The 17,670-nt window shown below is 54.1% G+C and carries 19 protein-coding genes, 1 rRNA gene and 1 other annotated feature; of the genes, 8 read left to right on the top strand and 12 right to left on the bottom strand.

Translation table 11 applies throughout. The annotated features are described in order from the left end of the window. The 4 genes from BFG58_RS19735 to rluD form a co-directional block, all read right to left on the bottom strand. Positions 1 to 124 (bottom strand): 16S ribosomal RNA (locus BFG58_RS19735); the annotation flags it as partial. A 427-nt stretch (positions 125 to 551) separates the two neighbouring features. Next, positions 552 to 3,125 carry an ATP-dependent chaperone ClpB gene (gene clpB, locus BFG58_RS19730; protein ID WP_069720410.1) on the bottom strand — a complete coding sequence of 858 codons (2,574 nt, stop codon included), beginning with the start codon at positions 3,123 to 3,125 and terminating at the stop codon, positions 552 to 554. A 129-nt stretch (positions 3,126 to 3,254) separates the two neighbouring features. Continuing rightward, entirely contained in the window at positions 3,255 to 3,986 is a 732-nt protein-coding gene (yfiH, locus tag BFG58_RS19725) for a purine nucleoside phosphorylase YfiH (RefSeq protein WP_048226733.1), read from the bottom strand. Continuing rightward, positions 3,983 to 4,963 carry a 23S rRNA pseudouridine(1911/1915/1917) synthase RluD gene (gene rluD, locus BFG58_RS19720; RefSeq protein WP_008502468.1) on the bottom strand — a complete coding sequence of 327 codons (981 nt, stop codon included), beginning with the start codon at positions 4,961 to 4,963 and terminating at the stop codon, positions 3,983 to 3,985. The genes yfiH and rluD overlap by 4 nt, the downstream gene beginning before the upstream one ends. A 131-nt stretch (positions 4,964 to 5,094) precedes the next feature. On the opposite strand from rluD, the gene bamD reads away from it, so the two are divergent. The 4 genes from bamD to pheA all read left to right on the top strand — a co-directional run bounded on the left by bamD (position 5,095) and on the right by pheA (position 7,869). Next, a complete protein-coding gene (gene bamD / locus BFG58_RS19715; protein WP_069720409.1) occupies positions 5,095 to 5,832 on the top strand; it encodes an outer membrane protein assembly factor BamD in 738 nt (245 codons plus the stop codon). A gap of 268 nt (positions 5,833 to 6,100) precedes the next feature. Continuing rightward, positions 6,101 to 6,442 (top strand): ribosome-associated translation inhibitor RaiA, encoded by a 342-nt coding sequence (raiA, locus tag BFG58_RS19710; protein ID WP_008502470.1) that lies wholly within the window; start codon positions 6,101 to 6,103, stop codon positions 6,440 to 6,442. A 110-nt stretch (positions 6,443 to 6,552) separates the two neighbouring features. After that, positions 6,553 to 6,678: a sequence feature (Phe leader region), on the top strand. Then, on the top strand, positions 6,554 to 6,601 hold the full coding sequence (gene pheL / locus BFG58_RS24010) for a pheA operon leader peptide PheL (RefSeq protein ID WP_100249759.1): 48 nt from the start codon (positions 6,554 to 6,556) through the stop codon (positions 6,599 to 6,601). (Overlaps the previous feature by 48 nt.) A gap of 30 nt (positions 6,679 to 6,708) precedes the next feature. Then, on the top strand, positions 6,709 to 7,869 hold the full coding sequence (pheA, locus tag BFG58_RS19705) for a bifunctional chorismate mutase/prephenate dehydratase (protein ID WP_021242003.1): 1,161 nt from the start codon (positions 6,709 to 6,711) through the stop codon (positions 7,867 to 7,869). On the opposite strand, the gene BFG58_RS19700 is transcribed toward pheA, so the two are convergent. The 3 genes from BFG58_RS19700 to aroF are packed head-to-tail and all read right to left on the bottom strand — an operon-like array spanning position 7,866 to position 11,001. Beyond that, the gene (locus BFG58_RS19700) at positions 7,866 to 8,738 is read right to left on the bottom strand and encodes an SMP-30/gluconolactonase/LRE family protein (RefSeq protein WP_048029289.1); all 873 of its coding nucleotides are present in this window, start codon (positions 8,736 to 8,738) and stop codon (positions 7,866 to 7,868) included. The genes pheA and BFG58_RS19700 overlap by 4 nt on opposite strands. A 60-nt stretch (positions 8,739 to 8,798) precedes the next feature. Continuing rightward, positions 8,799 to 9,920, bottom strand: coding sequence for a bifunctional chorismate mutase/prephenate dehydrogenase (gene tyrA / locus BFG58_RS19695; RefSeq protein ID WP_008502473.1), 1,122 nt, complete (start codon positions 9,918 to 9,920; stop codon positions 8,799 to 8,801). A gap of 10 nt (positions 9,921 to 9,930) precedes the next feature. Then, the gene (gene aroF, locus BFG58_RS19690; RefSeq protein ID WP_069720408.1) at positions 9,931 to 11,001 is read right to left on the bottom strand and encodes a 3-deoxy-7-phosphoheptulonate synthase AroF; all 1,071 of its coding nucleotides are present in this window, start codon (positions 10,999 to 11,001) and stop codon (positions 9,931 to 9,933) included. A gap of 214 nt (positions 11,002 to 11,215) precedes the next feature. On the opposite strand from aroF, the gene BFG58_RS19685 reads away from it, so the two are divergent. The 4 genes from BFG58_RS19685 to BFG58_RS19670 all read left to right on the top strand — a co-directional run bounded on the left by BFG58_RS19685 (position 11,216) and on the right by BFG58_RS19670 (position 13,991). Continuing rightward, positions 11,216 to 11,590, top strand: a complete 375-nt coding sequence (locus BFG58_RS19685) for a DUF2799 domain-containing protein (protein WP_045909257.1) — start codon at positions 11,216 to 11,218, stop codon at positions 11,588 to 11,590. 153 nt (positions 11,591 to 11,743) lie between these two features. Continuing rightward, a complete protein-coding gene (locus BFG58_RS19680; RefSeq protein ID WP_173647439.1) occupies positions 11,744 to 12,280 on the top strand; it encodes a YfiR family protein in 537 nt (178 codons plus the stop codon). Then, positions 12,273 to 13,493 carry a diguanylate cyclase DgcN gene (gene dgcN / locus BFG58_RS19675; protein WP_045909259.1) on the top strand — a complete coding sequence of 407 codons (1,221 nt, stop codon included), beginning with the start codon at positions 12,273 to 12,275 and terminating at the stop codon, positions 13,491 to 13,493. Before BFG58_RS19680 ends, dgcN begins: the two co-directional genes overlap by 8 nt. Before the next feature lie 12 nt (positions 13,494 to 13,505). Next, on the top strand, positions 13,506 to 13,991 hold the full coding sequence (locus BFG58_RS19670) for an OmpA family protein (RefSeq protein ID WP_045909260.1): 486 nt from the start codon (positions 13,506 to 13,508) through the stop codon (positions 13,989 to 13,991). A 2-nt stretch (positions 13,992 to 13,993) separates the two neighbouring features. On the opposite strand, the gene BFG58_RS19665 is transcribed toward BFG58_RS19670, so the two are convergent. The 5 genes from BFG58_RS19665 to rimM all read right to left on the bottom strand — a co-directional run bounded on the left by BFG58_RS19665 (position 13,994) and on the right by rimM (position 17,668). Beyond that, the gene (locus tag BFG58_RS19665; RefSeq protein ID WP_069720407.1) at positions 13,994 to 15,364 is read right to left on the bottom strand and encodes a PepSY domain-containing protein; all 1,371 of its coding nucleotides are present in this window, start codon (positions 15,362 to 15,364) and stop codon (positions 13,994 to 13,996) included. A gap of 37 nt (positions 15,365 to 15,401) precedes the next feature. Next, positions 15,402 to 15,806 (bottom strand): DUF2946 domain-containing protein, encoded by a 405-nt coding sequence (locus BFG58_RS19660; protein WP_045909262.1) that lies wholly within the window; start codon positions 15,804 to 15,806, stop codon positions 15,402 to 15,404. A gap of 132 nt (positions 15,807 to 15,938) precedes the next feature. Next, complete coding sequence (gene rplS / locus BFG58_RS19655) at positions 15,939 to 16,286, bottom strand: 50S ribosomal protein L19 (RefSeq protein WP_002914145.1); 348 nt, start codon at positions 16,284 to 16,286, stop codon at positions 15,939 to 15,941. A gap of 43 nt (positions 16,287 to 16,329) precedes the next feature. Beyond that, entirely contained in the window at positions 16,330 to 17,097 is a 768-nt protein-coding gene (trmD, locus tag BFG58_RS19650) for a tRNA (guanosine(37)-N1)-methyltransferase TrmD (protein WP_008502493.1), read from the bottom strand. A gap of 31 nt (positions 17,098 to 17,128) precedes the next feature. Then, complete coding sequence (gene rimM / locus BFG58_RS19645) at positions 17,129 to 17,668, bottom strand: ribosome maturation factor RimM (RefSeq protein ID WP_029741020.1); 540 nt, start codon at positions 17,666 to 17,668, stop codon at positions 17,129 to 17,131. Between the last annotated feature and the right edge of the window lie 2 nt (positions 17,669 to 17,670).

Genomic DNA, 17,670 nt, shown 5'->3' with positions numbered 1-17,670 from the left:
GACATTACTCACCCGTCCGCCGCTCGCCGGCAAAGTAGCAAGCTACTTTCCGCTGCCGCTCGACTTGCATGTGTTAGGCCTGCCGCCAGCGTTCAATCTGAGCCATGATCAAACTCTTCAATTTAAGTTTGATGCTCGTGAATTAAACTTCGTAATGAATTACGTATGTTCACTCAGAGACTTGGTATTCATTTATTGTCCGAAGACATTAAGAATCCATGTCACTTTGAGTGCCCACACAGATTGTCTGATAAATTGTTAAAGAGCAGTGCCGCTTCGTTTTCGCTGCGGCGCGGGGTGTGCATATTACGCTTTCCCGCTTCAGAGTCAAGCGTTTATTTTTGCTTTTCTCTGCTGACCCGGCGGCGTGTGTGCCGTTGTTCCGTGTCAGTGGAGGCGCATTATAGGGAGTAATTCTGAACCTGCAAGGATAAAGTGAAATTTATTTACTGACTGCTCACTTTCCAGGCAAAACCGACTCCAGACCTCAATTTTCGCCTGGTTTTTAAACAAAAACGAGCCGCAAGCGGCTCGTTTTTGCGTTTTGTGACTTACTGCACTGCCACAATGCGATCGTCGTTGGCTTCCAGACGGATAACTTTGCCAGGAACCAGCTCCCCGGAGAGGATCTGCTGCGCCAGCGGGTTTTCGATCTGCTGCTGGATAGCGCGTTTCAATGGACGCGCACCGTACACCGGATCGTAACCATTCTTACTCAGCAGCTTCAGCGCATCGTCGGAGATGTGAATTTCATATCCACGCTCTTCCAGACGTTTGTACAGACGCTGCAGCTGGATCTGCGCAATCGACGCAATGTGTTTCTCACCCAGAGGATGGAATACCACCACTTCATCAATACGGTTGATGAACTCCGGACGGAAGTTATGGCTTACCACACCCAGCACCAAATCCTTCATATGGCTGTAGTCCAGTTCACCGAAACGTTCCTGAATCAAATCGGAACCCAGGTTCGAGGTCATAATGACAACCGTATTACGGAAGTCGACCGTTCTCCCCTGCCCGTCGGTCAGACGACCATCATCCAGCACCTGAAGCAGGATGTTGAACACATCCGGATGCGCTTTTTCCACCTCATCCAGCAGGATGACGGAATAAGGACGACGACGCACCGCTTCTGTCAGGTACCCACCTTCTTCATAACCCACATATCCTGGAGGCGCCCCGACCAGACGCGAGACGGAGTGTTTCTCCATAAACTCGGACATGTCGATACGCACCATCGCATCGTCGCTGTCGAACATAAAGTTAGCCAGCGCTTTGCACAGCTCGGTTTTACCGACACCGGTCGGCCCCAGGAACAGGAACGAACCAATCGGGCGGTTTGGATCGGACAGCCCTGCACGGCTACGACGAATAGCATTCGATACCGCTTCAACCGCTTCATTTTGACCAATCACACGATTGTGGAGATCGTTCTCCATGCGCAGCAGTTTTTCACGCTCGCCTTCCAGCATGCGCGCCACCGGAATACCGGTCCAGCGGGCAAGCACTTCCGCAATCTCGGCATCCGTCACTTTATTACGTAACAGACGCATCGTTTTCCCTTCTGACTGCGTCGCCATCTCAAGCTGTTTTTCCAGCTCAGGAATTTTGCCATACTGCAGCTCTGACATCCGCGCCAGGTCGCCCACGCGTCGCGCCTGCTCAATGGCAATTTTTGCCTGTTCGAGTTCAGCTTTGATGGTCTGCGTACCGGAAAGGGAGGCTTTCTCGGCTTTCCACTCTTCTTCCAGCTCAGAATACTGGCGCTCTTTATCGTCCAGTTCCTCATTGAGCATATCGAGGCGTTTCTTACTGGCTTCATCAGACTCTTTCTTCAGCGCCTGCTGTTCCAGCTTGAGCTGAATGATGCGTCGGTCGAGTCGATCCAGCTCTTCCGGCTTCGAGTCAATTTGCATACGAATGCTCGACGCCGCTTCATCAATCAGGTCGATCGCTTTATCCGGCAGCTGACGGTCAGCAATATAACGATGCGAAAGCGTCGCCGCCGCAACGATGGCCGGGTCAGTGATCTGCACATGGTGGTGCAGTTCATAGCGCTCTTTCAGACCACGCAGGATCGCGATGGTATCTTCAACGCTTGGCTCGGCAACAAACACTTTCTGGAAACGACGTTCCAGCGCAGCATCTTTCTCAATGTACTGACGGTACTCATCCAGCGTAGTGGCACCGACGCAGTGAAGTTCACCGCGCGCCAGCGCAGGTTTCAGCATGTTCCCGGCATCCATCGCGCCGTCTGCCTTACCGGCACCAACCATGGTGTGCAGCTCATCGATAAACAGGATAACGTTGCCTTCCTGCTTCGCCAGGTCATTAAGCACGCCTTTCAGACGCTCTTCGAACTCGCCGCGGTATTTCGCACCGGCCACCAGCGCGCCCATGTCCAGCGCCAGTACGCGGCGGCCCTTCAGACCTTCCGGCACTTCACCGTTCACAATACGCTGCGCCAACCCTTCAACGATGGCGGTTTTACCGACCCCCGGTTCACCTATCAGTACCGGGTTGTTCTTGGTACGACGCTGCAGTACCTGAATGGTACGGCGAATTTCTTCATCACGGCCGATCACCGGGTCAAGTTTGCCCTGTTCAGCACGCTCGGTCAGATCGACCGTAAATTTCTTCAAAGCCTGACGTTGGTCTTCGGCTCCCTGATCGTTCACGCTTTCACCTCCGCGCATGTTCTCAATCGCCTGAGTCACATTAGCGGTGGTCGCACCGGCGGATTTCAGCAGGTCGGTCAAGGTACCGCGTGATTCAAGCGCCGCCAGAACAAACAGCTCTGACGAAATAAAATTGTCCCCACGTTTTTGCGCCAGCTTGTCGCAAAGGTTCAGGACGCGCACCAGATCCTGAGACGGCTGAACGTCGCCGCCGGTCCCTTCGACCTGCGGTAAACGGCTCAGCGCCTGATCGATAGCGGTGCGTAACTGGCCAGCATTAATGCCAGCGGACGTTAATAAAGGACGAACCGATCCCCCTTCCTGATTCAGCAAGGCGCTCATTAAATGAAGAGGTTCGATAAATTGGTTGTCGTGCCCCAGTGCGAGGGACTGGGCATCGGCGAGAGCAAGCTGGAATTTATTAGTAAGACGATCCAGACGCATAACTCCTCCCATAACAGGTCAAATTTGCTACTGGAGATTAAATGAGGTCATCCCTCAATTATTCAAGGTTAATGACCTGAATTATGTGAAAAGAAAACGGCACGTGCCGGATCGTCTTGATTCTTTAGGTTATATCAGCCAAATGAAACTTGCCATACGCCCCGTCGTCTTGTCGCGGCGATAAGAGAAAAAATCACCCTTTTCGGTGAATGTGCAGCGATCGCCGCCGAAGATCTGCGTTATGCCGACGCTGTTCAGGCGCTGACGAGCAAGCTGGTAAATATCGGCCAGATATTTATCTCCAGAAGGCAGGAAAGCGTCCACCGCTTGCGGATCTTTATCCATAAAGGCTTCGCGAACCTCCGGCCCCACTTCAAAAGCGCGAGGACCAATGGCCGGGCCAAGCCAGGCCATAATATTGGCGGGTTCATCCTTAAAGCAGGCGACGGTTTCTTCCAGCACGCCTTCACACAGTCCACGCCAGCCCGCGTGCGCTGCAGCCACCTCGGTGCCTGCACGGTTGCAGAACAGCACCGGCAGACAATCGGCGGTCATTACGGCACAAACGGTTCCCGGAGTATTGCTGTAAGAGGCATCAGCACGTTTAGAAGCATAGGGTTCCCCCGTCAACTTCAGCACCGCCTTGCCATGAACCTGTTCCAGCCAGACCGGATTTGAAGGCAGGTTCCCCGCAGCAAACAGACGCCTGCGGTTCTCTTCCACGTGTTCCAGGTTATCGCCACAGTGTGCGCCGAGGTTCAACGACGCCCACGCGCCCTGGCTAACACCGCCAATACGGGTTGAACTGCAGGCAGCCACGCCGGCAGGCAATGGCCACTCCGGGACAATCAGTTTGGTCATAACCAGTCCACTTGATCCTTATGTTCTTCGAAATCGGCACGCATGGCGTCAATAAGGTCCACCATATCCTGCGGGATAGGCGCATGCCACTCCATCTGAATGCCGGTGATAGGATGGTAAAGACGCAGCATGGTCGCGTGCAGCGCCTGACGGTCGAATTTACGCAATACGCTGATGAACTCATCCGATGCGCCTTTAGGCGGGCGAGGACGACCACCGTAGACCTGATCCCCCACCAGCGGATGGGTAATGTGGGCCATATGCACGCGGATCTGGTGGGTACGTCCGGTCTCCAGACGCAGACGCAGACGCGTATGGATACGGAAATGCTCCATAATGCGATAGTGCGTCACCGCCGGTTTACCCATCGGATGCACCGACATATGGGTTCGCTTGGTCGGGTGACGGCTGATAGGCTCTTCTACCGTCCCGCCAGAGGTCATATGCCCAATGGCTACCGCCTCATACTCACGGGTGATTTCGCGCAGCTGCAGCGACTCCACCAGACGGGTCTGAGCAGGAACGGTCTTCGCCACCACCATCAGACCGGTAGTGTCTTTATCCAGACGGTGCACGATGCCCGCGCGCGGAACATCCGCGATCGGCGGATAATAATGGAGAAGTGCGTTAAGTACCGTACCGTCAGGGTTTCCCGCACCCGGGTGAACAACCAGGTCGCGCGGCTTGTTGATCACCAGAATGTCATCATCTTCATAGACGATGTCCAGTGGGATATCCTGCGGCTCGAAGCGGATTTCCTCTTCGATTTCAGCATTGATGGCGACAGCTTCCCCACCTAACACTTTCTCTTTTGGTTTGTCCCAGATCTTGCCGTTTACCATCACGCGCTGGTCAAGGATCCATTCTTTTATGCGTGAACGCGAATAATCAGGGAACAATTCGGCCAAAGCCTGATCTAAGCGTTGACCGAGCTGATTTTCGGAGACTGTTGCGGTGAGTTCTACTCGTTGTGCCATAAACTGCTTCTTCGTTTAACGTTGGGTTTTACGGCTTTGCCGTTTAATATAGTGTGCTATTGTAGCTGGTCTTAATCGGGAGCAGGAACAGAGTTTCTCCCGGACAAACATTTGAGGAAAGTCAAAACGTCATGACGCGCATGAAATATCTGGTGGCAGCGGCCACGTTGAGCCTGGCTTTGGTGGGCTGCTCCGGTTCAAATGAACAGGTCCCTGACAATCCGCCGAATGAAATCTATGCGACTGCACAACAAAAGTTGCAGGACGGTAACTGGAAACAGGCGATAACGCAACTGGAAGCGTTGGATAATCGCTATCCATTTGGTCCGTATTCGCAGCAGGTACAGTTAGATCTCATCTACGCATACTATAAAAATGCCGATCTGCCGCTGGCTCAGGCAACCATCGATCGTTTCATGCGTCTGAACCCGACTCATCCTAACATCGACTACGTAATGTACATGCGCGGCCTCACCAACATGGCGCTGGACGACAGTGCGCTGCAGGGCTTCTTCGGCGTGGATCGTTCTGACCGTGACCCGCAGCATGCGCGTGATGCCTTCAATGACTTCTCCAAGCTGGTGCGCGGCTATCCGAACAGCCAGTACGTGACCGACGCAACCAAACGTCTGGTGTTCCTTAAAGATCGTCTGGCGAAATATGAATACTCCGTGGCGGAATATTATACCCGCCGTGGCGCATGGGTTGCCGTGGTTAACCGCGTAGAAGGTATGCTGCGTGATTACCCGGATACTCAGGCAACGCGCGACGGCCTGAAGCTGATGGAAAATGCTTACCGTCAGATGCAGATGACCGGTCAGGCTGAAAAAGTGGCGAAAATCATCGCCGCGAACAGCAGCAACACCTGATTTTGCCTCAATGCAAAACGGCAGCCCGAAGGCTGCCGTTTTTTTATTCGTTTCTGAGCGTCGCTGAAGCGCGTTAGCCTCAACACATCCTGTCAACTATGGCCCCAATTTATGCCTTCTACAAGGTAAATCTCACCTCTTCCTGCCCTGCCTCACAAAAAAGATTCCCTGACAAAAACCGACAAAATAACGTGATCTAAATCACACATTTTGACATTAGGTCGGGTATGCTGGAATCACCAAGACGGAAAGACAAGAGGTAAAATTTATGACAATGAACATTACCAGTAAACAAATGGAAATTACTCCGGCAATTCGCCAGCACGTCGCAGACCGTCTCGCCAAACTGGATAAATGGCAAACACATTTGATTAATCCACATATCATCCTGTCCAAGGAGCCGCAGGGTTTCATCGCTGACGCAACTATCAATACTCCAAACGGCCATCTGGTCGCCAGCGCAAAACATGAGGATATGTACACCGCTATTAACGATTTGATCAACAAGCTGGAACGGCAGCTCAATAAAGTGCAACACAAAGGTGAAGCCCGTCGCGCCACAACGTCGGTGAAAGACGCCAGCTTCGCGGAAGAAGTTGAAGAAGAGTAATCCTTTAAATTGAGTGTACCGCCAACGCGCCTTCGGGCGCGTTTTTTGTTTTTTATTGACAGGGTGAAAACAGTACGGGTACTTTAACGGTATCACTCACAGGATGACTTTATGAAACTTACGCCGTTCTTCTTCGCATTCTTTTTTACCTTCCCCTGAACGGGAGGCGTTTCGTCGTGTGATAAAGAATGCGAAGACGAACAACAAGGCCTCCCACACCGGGGGGCCTTTTTTATTGATAACGATAAGATGAGACAGGCAACACTATGACACCGGAAAACCCGTTACTGGATCTGCGAGTAAAAATCAGCGCGCTGGATGAGAAACTGCTGGCGCTGCTGGCCGAACGCCGCGCCCTTGCCGTTGAAGTGGGTAAAGCCAAGCTGGACTCCCATCGTCCGGTCCGTGATATCGACCGCGAGCGGGATCTGCTGGAACGGCTCATTCAGCTCGGCAAAGCGCATCACCTCGATGCCCACTACATCACCCGGTTGTTCCAGCTCATCATCGAAGATTCCGTTCTGACCCAGCAAGCGCTACTGCAGCAGCATCTCAATAAAACCAATCCGCACTCTGCGCGTATCGCTTTCCTCGGGCCAAAGGGCTCCTATTCTCACCTGGCCGCACGTCAGTATGCCGCTCGTCATTTCGAAGAATTTATTGAAAGCGGCTGCGCGAAGTTTGCCGACATTTTTAACCAGGTCGAGACCGGCCAGGCGGATTACGCCGTGGTGCCGATTGAAAACACCAGCTCCGGCGCCATCAACGACGTCTACGACTTGCTGCAGCACACCAGCCTGTCGCTGGTCGGCGAGCTGACGATCCCTATCGATCACTGCGTGCTGGTCTCCGGTTCAACGGACCTGAACACGATCGAAACCGTCTACAGCCACCCGCAGCCGTTCCAGCAGTGCAGCCAGTTCCTGAACCGCTATCCGAACTGGAAAATTGAGTACACCGAAAGCACCTCGGCGGCGATGGAAAAAGTCGCCCAGGCGAACTCTCCCACCGTCGCGGCGCTCGGCAGCGAAGCGGGTGGCGCGCTGTATGGTTTACAGGTGCTGGAACGCAACCTGGCAAACCAGACGCAAAACATTACCCGCTTCGTGGTGCTGGCCCGCAAGGCAATCAATGTCTCTGACCAGGTACCGGCCAAAACCACGCTGCTGATGGCCACCGGCCAACAGGCCGGTGCGCTGGTTGAAGCCCTGCTGGTACTGCGTAATCACAACCTGATCATGACCCGGCTGGAATCGCGCCCAATCCACGGTAATCCATGGGAAGAGATGTTCTACCTCGATATCCAGGCCAACCTGGAGTCTGCTTCCATGCAGAAAGCCCTGCGCGAGCTGGGCGAGATCACGCGTTCCATGAAGGTGCTGGGCTGCTACCCGAGCGAAAACGTCGTCCCGGTCGATCCGATCTAACGTTCGATAAAACGGCTTTTCTTCATCCCTGCCACGCTCACCGGCAGGGTGAAGATGGCCCCGGAGAGCGGATATTTCGTCACCTCCTCCGCATCCATATTTTCCCGCGTGGTGGTAATAAACAGCGTTTTCATATCATCGCCGCCAAAGCAGACCATCGTCGGGCAACGTACCGGCATGCGATACTCTTCCAACTGCTCCCCTTGCGGTGAAAAACGCGCGATGCGCCAGCCGTCAAACAGCGCGCTCCAGTAGCAACCTTCCACATCCATCGCCGCGCCGTCCGGTATCCCCTCGCCCTCTTTAAACTGACGAAACACCTCTCGCTTACCCGGTTCGCCCTGCTCATCAAGCGGGGTACGGTAAATCACACCGTTTGGCGTGTCTGAGGTAAACATCCACTGCTTATCCGGGCTAAACGCTAAGCCGTTGTGCCCGTGAATATCGCACTGGATCACCTTCGGCGTCAGATCGTTGTCGATGCGCATCAGCAGGGCACCGTTGTAATCTCCCGGCCCCCAGAACGTGCCCGCATAGAACCGGCCCTGATGGTCGGTACCCCCATCGTTAAAACGCGCCAGCTGCGGGTTAGAGGGGTTGTCGCACACCTTGCGCTGCAGAAGGCCATGCTTATCGGCAAGCCAGATGCCATTGCGCATGGCGACGATAAACCCGCCGCGCTCGCGCAGCGCGAAACAGCCCACCTCCTCGTGGAAAGAAAGCACGGTGTGTTCCGCCGTCGGCAGATGGTAGCGGTGGATCTCTCCTTCCAGAATATCGGCCCAGTAGAGCGCGTGCTCGTCGGCGCTCCACGTCGGGCATTCAGGCAAATGCCCGGTGTAATTCAACAGCAGCTGCGGTTCGGCCATGACAGTTCCCCAAAATGAAAAAAGCCAGCAATGCTGGCTTTCAGTATATACATCATCGCATTACTGGCGACTGTCATTTGCCTGGCGCAACAACGTCCGGCTCTCATTCTGGAAACGCTGCGCGTAATCGCCAAACCAGTGCTCGACCTTGCGGAAGCTGTCGATAAAGGCCTGCTTGTCTCCGTGCTCCAGCAGCGTAATGGCTTCACCAAAGCGCTGATAGTAGCGCTTGATCAGCGCCAGGTTATTTTCCGAGGACATAATAATATCCGCGTACAGTTGCGGATCCTGCGCGAACAGACGCCCGACCATCGCCAGCTCCAGACGATAGATAGGTGAAGAGAGCGCCAGCAGCTGTTCAAGCTGCACGTTCTCTTCCGCCAGATGCAGGCCGTAGGCAAACGTCGCAAAGTGGCGCAGCGCCTGAATGAACGCCATGTTCTGGTCGTGCTCAACCGCGCTGATGCGGTGCAGCCGTGCGCCCCATACCTGAATCTGTTCCAGGAACCACTGATAGGCTTCCGGCTGACGACCGTCGCAGTAAACCACCACCTGCTTAGCCAGGCTGCCGCTGTCCGGGCCAAACATTGGGTGCAGACCCAGCACCGGCCCCGTATGCGCCGCCAGCATAGCCTGTAGCGGACCATTTTTGACGGAGGCCAGATCCACCAGGATGCAATCTTTCGGTAAAGGAGGCAGCTTCCCGACGATTTGCTCCGTCACGTGGATCGGCACGCTGACGATAACCATTCCGGCATCTTTCATGAGTTCCGGCGCCTGGGCCCAGTCCTCTTTTTCCAGAATGCGCACCTGATAGCCAGAAAGGGTCAGCATTTTTTCAAACAGGCGCCCCATCTGTCCTGCACCGCCGACAATCACCACCGGACGCAGGGTCGGACAGAGGGTTTTGAAGCCCTTGTCGTTTTCACTGGAATAGGACTCCCGCATCACGCGACGCAGAACATCCTCAATCAAATCCGGCGAAACGCCCAGCGCCTGCGCCTCTTTGCGACGGGAGGCCAGCATGGAGGCCTCGCGCTCCGGGACGTAGATCGGCAGGCCGTATTTGCTTTTCACCTCACCGACTTCGGCAACCAGGGCCATGCGGCGCGCCAGCAGATCCAGCAGCGCCTTATCCACTTCATCAATTTGATCGCGCAGTGCGGTCAATTCAGCAACCATAACTACCCTCTTAAGCCAGACGCGTCGCCAGCTGGCCGCTTAAATCTTTATGGATCTCACGCAGCAGCGCATCGGTGGTCTCCCAGCTGATGCAGGCATCCGTCACGGAGACGCCGTGCTTCATGGCGCTGCGCGGTTGTTCAGATGATTGATTGCCTTCATGAATATTGCTCTCAATCATCAGACCGATAATCGAACGATTGCCATCTTTGATCTGTGCGACCACGGATTCCGCAACCGCAGGCTGGCGACGGTAATCTTTATTCGAATTACCATGACTGCAATCTACCATCAGTGCCGGGCGCAGTCCCGCCTGCTCCATCTCTTTTTCACACTGCGCCACGTCCGCCGGGCTGTAGTTCGGGGCTTTCCCGCCGCGCAGGATCACGTGACCGTCCGGGTTGCCCTGCGTTTGCAGGAGGCAAACCTGGCCCGCCTGGTTGATACCGACGAAACGGTGCGGCATGGCGGCAGCGCGCATGGCGTTGATCGCCGTCGCCAGACTGCCATCGGTACCGTTTTTAAAACCAACCGGCATCGACAGACCAGACGCCATCTCGCGGTGGGTTTGCGATTCCGTGGTACGCGCGCCAATCGCGGACCAGCTGAACAGATCGCCAAGGTATTGCGGGCTGTTCGGATCCAGCGCTTCGGTTGCCAGAGGCAGCCCCATGCTGACCAGCTCCACCAGCAGGCGACGCGCAATCTTCAGACCTGCTTCCACATCAAACGAGCCATCCATGTGCGGATCGTTAATCAACCCTTTCCAGCCGACAGTGGTACGTGGCTTCTCAAAATAGACGCGCATCACCAGATAGAGGCTATCGCTGACCTCCTCCGCTAATGCTTTAAATCGACGAGCGTACTCAATGGCGGTTTCAGGATCGTGAATGGAGCAAGGACCACACACCACCAGCAGGCGCGGATCGCGGCCGGCGATGATATTTGAAATGGTCTGACGCGAGTGCTCAATCTGAGCCTCCTGCGCGACGCTCAGCGGAAATTCCGCTTTCAGTTGATCCGGAGTAATTAAAACCTGTTCGTCAGTGATATGTACGTTGTTCAGCGCGTCTTTTTGCATGATGGCGATCCTGTAAAGCTCGTTTGCGATAGTTGTTTTCCTCGGTGAGGTGAGACCACGATACCATAAAAAGTAAACATTTCAATCCAAAATACGTACACATTAGTTTACAGAAGCCAATTTATTGCAAAAATCAGCCGATAAAAACGTAAAGTTTAAATTACAGACATATTTTCTTAAGCCAGGCTATGCTGAAGAAAAAAGGAGAATGGCTATGCGTTCAATTGCTCTCACGCTGTTGTCGCTGTTTTTAACGGGCTGCCAGATCAATCCTTACACCTTCCAGCCCGACTGGACCAGTCCATCCTGGTTTGATGCCGGTAAAGAAGACGCCATGAATGGCCTGCCGGTTAAAGATAACCAGACCCTGGCCGATAGTTTTAACGACACCCACGTTGATCGTAGTGAATATCTTCGCGGCTATGCCGATGGTCAGAAGAGAGTCTGCGAAGAAGGGTTTATTCACGCCTGGGGATTAGCGGGCAAATCTTTCCCTGCCAGTTGCGATACTGTCGAAAACGCGACAAAACTGCGTGCGTCATGGCAAAAAGGAATGGATGAAGGTATGCGTTCCAGCAGACTCAATTAAGTCTGCTTTTAACCACCGGAAAATAAACAACAGTAGGATTTAGCTTAGGTTGGCCTGAGGCTATTTCTGACATAATGACGGCTCTGATAAACAATGGTATTCTGCCCGCAACTCTTAAGGACATCTATTTCCGGAGCGATGTGGCGGATTCTGGTGAGAAATTTATTCTTGATCTCTTTTTTCCGACTCACTCTGGTGTTAATGCTGTTCCTTATGGTGGGCCCAGCGACGGCAGGCACGCTTACGGAAACGGATAAATCGGTACGTTCGATTGTCTCAGGCATTGTGAGCTATACGCGATGGCCGTCACTATCCGGGCAGCCCAGACTATGCGTCTATGCTACTTCTCACTATACACACGCGCTCAGCGGCGACGAAGGGCACAACGAGTTACCCTATACTCCCGTTATTGTACGTAACGATCGGGAAGCCCTGGCCGCGACGTGCGATGCAATATATTTCGGGTCTGAATCACCGGCAAAACAACTTGAATTAATAAGTCAATATCAGGGCAGAGCGTTGCTATTAATCTCAGAGCAAAATCCGGAATGTGTAATTGGCAGTGCCTTTTGCCTGATGATCGATCGCGGCCAGGTACGGTTTTCCGTCAACCTGGATGCATTGACGCGCAGTGGCGTAAGAGTCAATCCGGATGTATTAATGCTGGCACGGAATAAGCAGCATGGATAAAGATTTCACTTCAACGCCACGTCCGACGTTTAAAAGAACGTTGAGGCGAAACAGCATGATAAGCGTCATTATTACCATGACGTTAATATGGCTGTTGCTCTGTTTTGCTTCCGTCGTGACGTTAAAACAATATGCGCAAAAGAATCTCGAATTAACTGGCGCCACAATGAGCCACAGCCTGGAAGCCTCGCTGGTTTTCAACGACTCGCTGGCGGCCAACGAAACGCTTGCCGCCCTGGGCAAACAAGGACAGTTTGCCGCAGCGGAGGTGATTAACGCGCATAAAAAGCGGTTCGCCTACTGGTCCTGGAACCCGGAGGATAACAACGACACGCTGGGCGCGCTGGTCAGTCGCTGGCTTTTCCCCGTACCGGTTGCGCAGCCCATCATGCATAACGGCTTAACGATCGGCGAAATCCGCCTTACCGCACGCGACAGTTTGATCAGCCATTTCATCTGGACGTCGTTTGCCGTACTGACCGGCTGCATTCTCTTTGCCGCCGTCGTCGCTCTCATCATTACCCAGTCTTTGCATCGTGGAATGGTCACGGCCCTGCAGAACATTACCGACGTTGTGCATGACGTACGCACGAACCGCAACTTCTCCCGCCGGGTGAAAGACGGCCGTATCGAAGAATTTCACCAGTTTGGCGAGGACTTCAACAGTCTTCTGGATGAAATGGAAGAGTGGCAACTGAAGCTTCAGGCGAAGAACGCTCAGCTGTTGCGGACCGCCATGCACGACCCGCTTACCGGTCTTGCCAACCGCGCGGCGTTTCGTAACAGCATTGCGGCATTAATGAACGACCCTTCAGCCAGAACAAACTCGGCCCTGCTCTTCCTCGACGGTGATAATTTTAAGTTTATTAACGACACCTGGGGACACGCGGCAGGAGACTGTGTGCTGATCGAAGTCGCCAGCAGGATGATGGAGTTTGGCGACAAACGTCATCAGTCTTACCGTCTTGGCGGAGACGAATTTGCCATGGTGCTGTACGGCGTTCACTCCGAGCTTGAGGTTCAACACATTTGTGCTGCGCTTTCGCAGCAGTTTATCCGTCCGTTTGATCTTCATAACGGACAAAAAGCATCGATGTCACTCAGCATTGGCTTTGCTCTGGCGTGGGAAAATGCTTCCGTGGAAGCATTACTGGAGAGGGCTGACCGCAATATGTACCAGGTTAAAAACCAGCGTACGAAAACAATAAGTTAGAAAGGATACACTATGTTAAAACGTTACTTCGCGCCGTTAGTACTGGCCTCACTGGTTCTGGCAGGCTGTCAGTCGCCGCCGGAAGGCAAATTCACTCCTGAGCAAATTGCGGCGATGAAGTCTTACGGTTTTAACGAACTGAACGGTGACTGGTCGCTTGGCATGTCGGACACCATCCTGTTTGATAAAAATGACGCCCGGCTGCGCCCGGAAAGTGAAACGCAGATCCAGTCCATGGCCTCTCGCCTGGCGGAAACCGGCCTGAACCACGCGCGAATGGACGGTCACACGGATAACTACGGGGAAGAAAGCTACAACGAAGCGCTGTCGTTAAAACGCGCCAACGCCGTGGCCGACGCCTGGGCGAAGGGGGCAAATATCCCGCGCAGCAATCTCACCACGCGGGGATTAGGTCAAAAATACCCTGTTGCGAGCAACAGTACCCCGCAAGGGCGTGCTGAAAACCGCCGCGTCGCAGTGGTGATCAGCACGCCATAGGGTTATTTAGCGGATGAATCGGCGAGCGTCACTCGGGTTGCCGCTCGCCAGCGCAGCCAGTCCACCAGAACAAACAGCGCCAGACTCACGCCCATTACCGGCAGGGCCAGCCCCAACAGCACGCTGGTTATCACCGTAACGCCTCTTCCCCATTCTGACAGCGCCAGCCAGCTCTGGCACAGCGTCTGTACCGGACTCACTGCCGATTGCGCAGGACGACGCATCCACCACATCCGGTATCCCCAGATAATGAGCACGCACAGGGCGAGGCCGAACGCCACGAGCAGCAGCTGATTTGCCAGGCCGAATAAGATCCCCATATGGAAATCCACGCCCCAGCGGGTCAGTTTAGCCATTAACGGAAAATCCTCGAATCGGGTTCTGTCCAGGATCTGCATCGTATGGGGATCAACCGCCACGGCGTCCACCTGGGTCGGCCAGCTGCGATCGATTTCCGTCACGGTCCAGGCACGATCCCTCGTTTTCGCCGGCCGGATCTCCAGCTTGCTGGCATCAATCCCCGCGTGACGTGCCGCGCTTAACACCCCGTCAAACAGCGTCAAATCCATCGCCATTTCCGGCATCATCATCCCACCGTGATGACCACGGTGTTCGGCATGTTCATCCATAACCTCATGTTGGCCGGATAGCGTCGTGTTCACCTGCGGGGTGAGCCAGTTCATCTCTGCACGCAGCTTATCCACGTTCCCACCAGCCCACTGGGACCAGGTCAGGCCGGTTGCGGAGAACAGCAGCATTCCTCCCAGCAGAACCCAGCCCAGCGTCACGTGCACCCGACGCCGGTTCTGGAAGCGATTGTTGATCCGTCGTTTGGGTCGGGTATAAAACCACAGGGCAATACCGCCCAGCGCGGCAACCCACATCCACGAGGCCGCAAGCTCGCTGTAGAGGCACCCAATGTCGCCCAGCATCAGGGACGTATGCAGGTAATCAATAGTCTGACGCAGGGGTAAAATCCCGCTGGTGCCGTATACCGTCAGATCTCCCAGCACCGCCAGGCTCACCGGATCGATAAAGATAGCCCGGTTCTCCGATGGCCCAAGTTTCGGGTCAGCGAACATCACGCGGGTGGTTTCGCCCGCAACCAGCCCCGGACGAACGGCGTGCAAACGTAAATCTGATCCAACGGTTTTTTCCGCCACGGCGATTTGTTCCGCCAGAGGCTGCGGCTCGCCCACGGAATCCGCGTGGAGCGCGTGCCGGTAGAGTGCGTTTTCCAGCTGTGGGGTCGCCACATACAGCGTCCCGGTCAGCGCGGCAAAGAAGATAAACGGGCCGACAAACAGCCCAACGTAGAAATGAAGGCGACGCAGCAGGTTTCCCCATGCCGCGCGCGAGGTGCAGGTAGTCATACTTTTCCTTTTTAAGGCAAAAAGTTATCGATATTTTTTATTGGGAAAAAGCAGACTGCCGCGGCGGCGCGCGGGTATCAGGGTAAAGCCAGGGGAAGAAGTGCCAGTGGTTGACCGCCTGACGCGGCGGCTTAACGCGAAGCCTCTGCAGCACCACACTGAGCAGGACGATGAGCGCCAGCATCACGCCAGGGACATGCGCTAACAGCACGCAGTAGCCGCACGCTTCCGCATGGTCGACAGGCATCGTGTGCGGCATATCGCCGTGATGCTCGTCCATCGACATCATGCTCATGTCATGATGCATGCCCGGCATGGCGCTCATGGGATCTTTCTGCAACGAGACGGAGATAAGGGGTGCTACCACGATCAGCAGGATCGCGAACAGCGCGGTCAAAGCCGCTGCGCGTTTCCGGTCAGGCTGATGCAGTACGTTATCCACGTCCCCTCCATTCAAGAGGCAAGCATTGTAAATGATTTATGACGAAAGGGTTAACGCGAGAGGTGCGATAGGATAAAAAAAGGGCCAGCCTTTCGGCCAGCCCTTTCTAACAGGATGTCGCTTAAGCGAATCTTAGTTCAGACGCTCTTTAATACGAGCAGACTTACCAGTACGCTCACGCAGGTAGTACAGTTTAGCTTTACGTACAGCACCACGACGTTTAACAGCAATGCTGTCAACTACCGGAGAGTGAGTCTGGAAGACACGCTCAACGCCTTCGCCGTTGGAAATTTTACGAACAGTGAATGCAGAGTGCAGACCGCGGTTACGAATAGCGATAACCACGCCCTCGAATGCCTGCAGACGTTTTTTGGAACCTTCAACAACCCATACTTTCACTTCCACGGTGTCACCTGGACGGAAGGAAGGTACGTCCTGCTTCATCTGCTCTTGTTCAAGTTGCTTAATAATGTTGCTCATAATTTAATCTCTTATCCTGGGTAAACTGATATTCGGGAGCGTATTACGCATTCCCATCATGTTCATGCTGCTGTTGCGCGTGTTCAGTTTTGAACTCGGCCAGCAACTTTGCTTGCTCTTCAGTCAGAGCCAGGTTTTCCAGAAGTTCAGGTCTTCTAAGCCAGGTTCGGCCCAGCGACTGCTTCAAACGCCAGCGACGTATCTCGGCATGGTTTCCAGACAGTAACACTGCCGGGACCTCCATCCCTTCTAACACTTCAGGACGAGTATAGTGTGGACAGTCCAGCAACCCATCGGCAAAGGAATCTTCCGTTGCCGAAGCTTCATGGCCCAGAACACCCGGAATAAACCGGGCGACGGAGTCAATCAGCGTCATTGCCGGTAACTCACCACCGCTGAGAACGTAATCGCCGATAGACCATTCTTCGTCAATCTCGGTTTGAATTACGCGCTCATCTATCCCTTCGTAGCGCCCACAGACCAGAATCAGCTTTTGATTCGTCGCCAGTTCGCTCACGCCCGCTTGATCAAGCTTGCGTCCCTGAGGTGACAGATAAATCACCTTTGCGCCTTCACCTGCCGCGGCTTTTGCTGTGTGAATGGCGTCCCGTAAGGGTTGCACCATCATTAGCATCCCCGGTCCGCCGCCGTAAGGACGATCGTCCACGGTACGGTGCCGGTCATGAGTAAAGTCACGAGGACTCCAGCTCTGGATGCTCAGCAGGCCATTCTTTACTGCCCGGCCAGTTACCCCGTAATCGGTAATCGCGCGGAACATTTCAGGAAACAGGCTAATTATGCCAATCCACATAGCGCCGTCTTTTACCGTTTATCCGGAGAATTTAAAAACCAGGATCCCAATCTACTTCAATGGTTTGAGTAGTGAGATCGACTTTCTTGATAACCTGTCCATCGAGGAACGGGACCAACCGCTCCTTGATGCCAAATGCATCTTTCAGGTTTGCCTTAATGACGAGAACGTCATTCGACCCGGTTTCCATCATATCGATGACTTTCCCCAGGCTGTAGCCTTCGGTAGTGACTACCTGGCAACCCATAAGGTCTTTCCAGTAGTAGTCGCCCTCTTCCAGCTGTGGCAACTGCGACGAATCCACGACAATTTCACAATTAGTCAGCGCATTCGCGGCATCACGATCGTCAACGCCTTTCAGCTTGATGATGATGTCCTGATTGTGGTGACGCCAGCTTTCCAGCTCGACCTCTTCCCACTTACCGCCTTTCTGGATAAACCAGGGCTGGTAATCAAAAATGCTATCAGCGTCTTCAGTGGAGGAAAACACTCTGAGCCAACCACGGATACCGTAGCAAGAACCCATTTTTCCCAATACGATCGGTTCAACAGGTGCTTTATTGCTCATCATGA

Origin of the sequence: Enterobacter sp. ku-bf2, from assembly GCF_001742765.1 — a bacterium.
GTDB classification, from domain to species: domain Bacteria; phylum Pseudomonadota; class Gammaproteobacteria; order Enterobacterales; family Enterobacteriaceae; genus Enterobacter; species Enterobacter quasiroggenkampii.
This window is presented reverse-complemented; position numbering and strand designations above follow the sequence as displayed.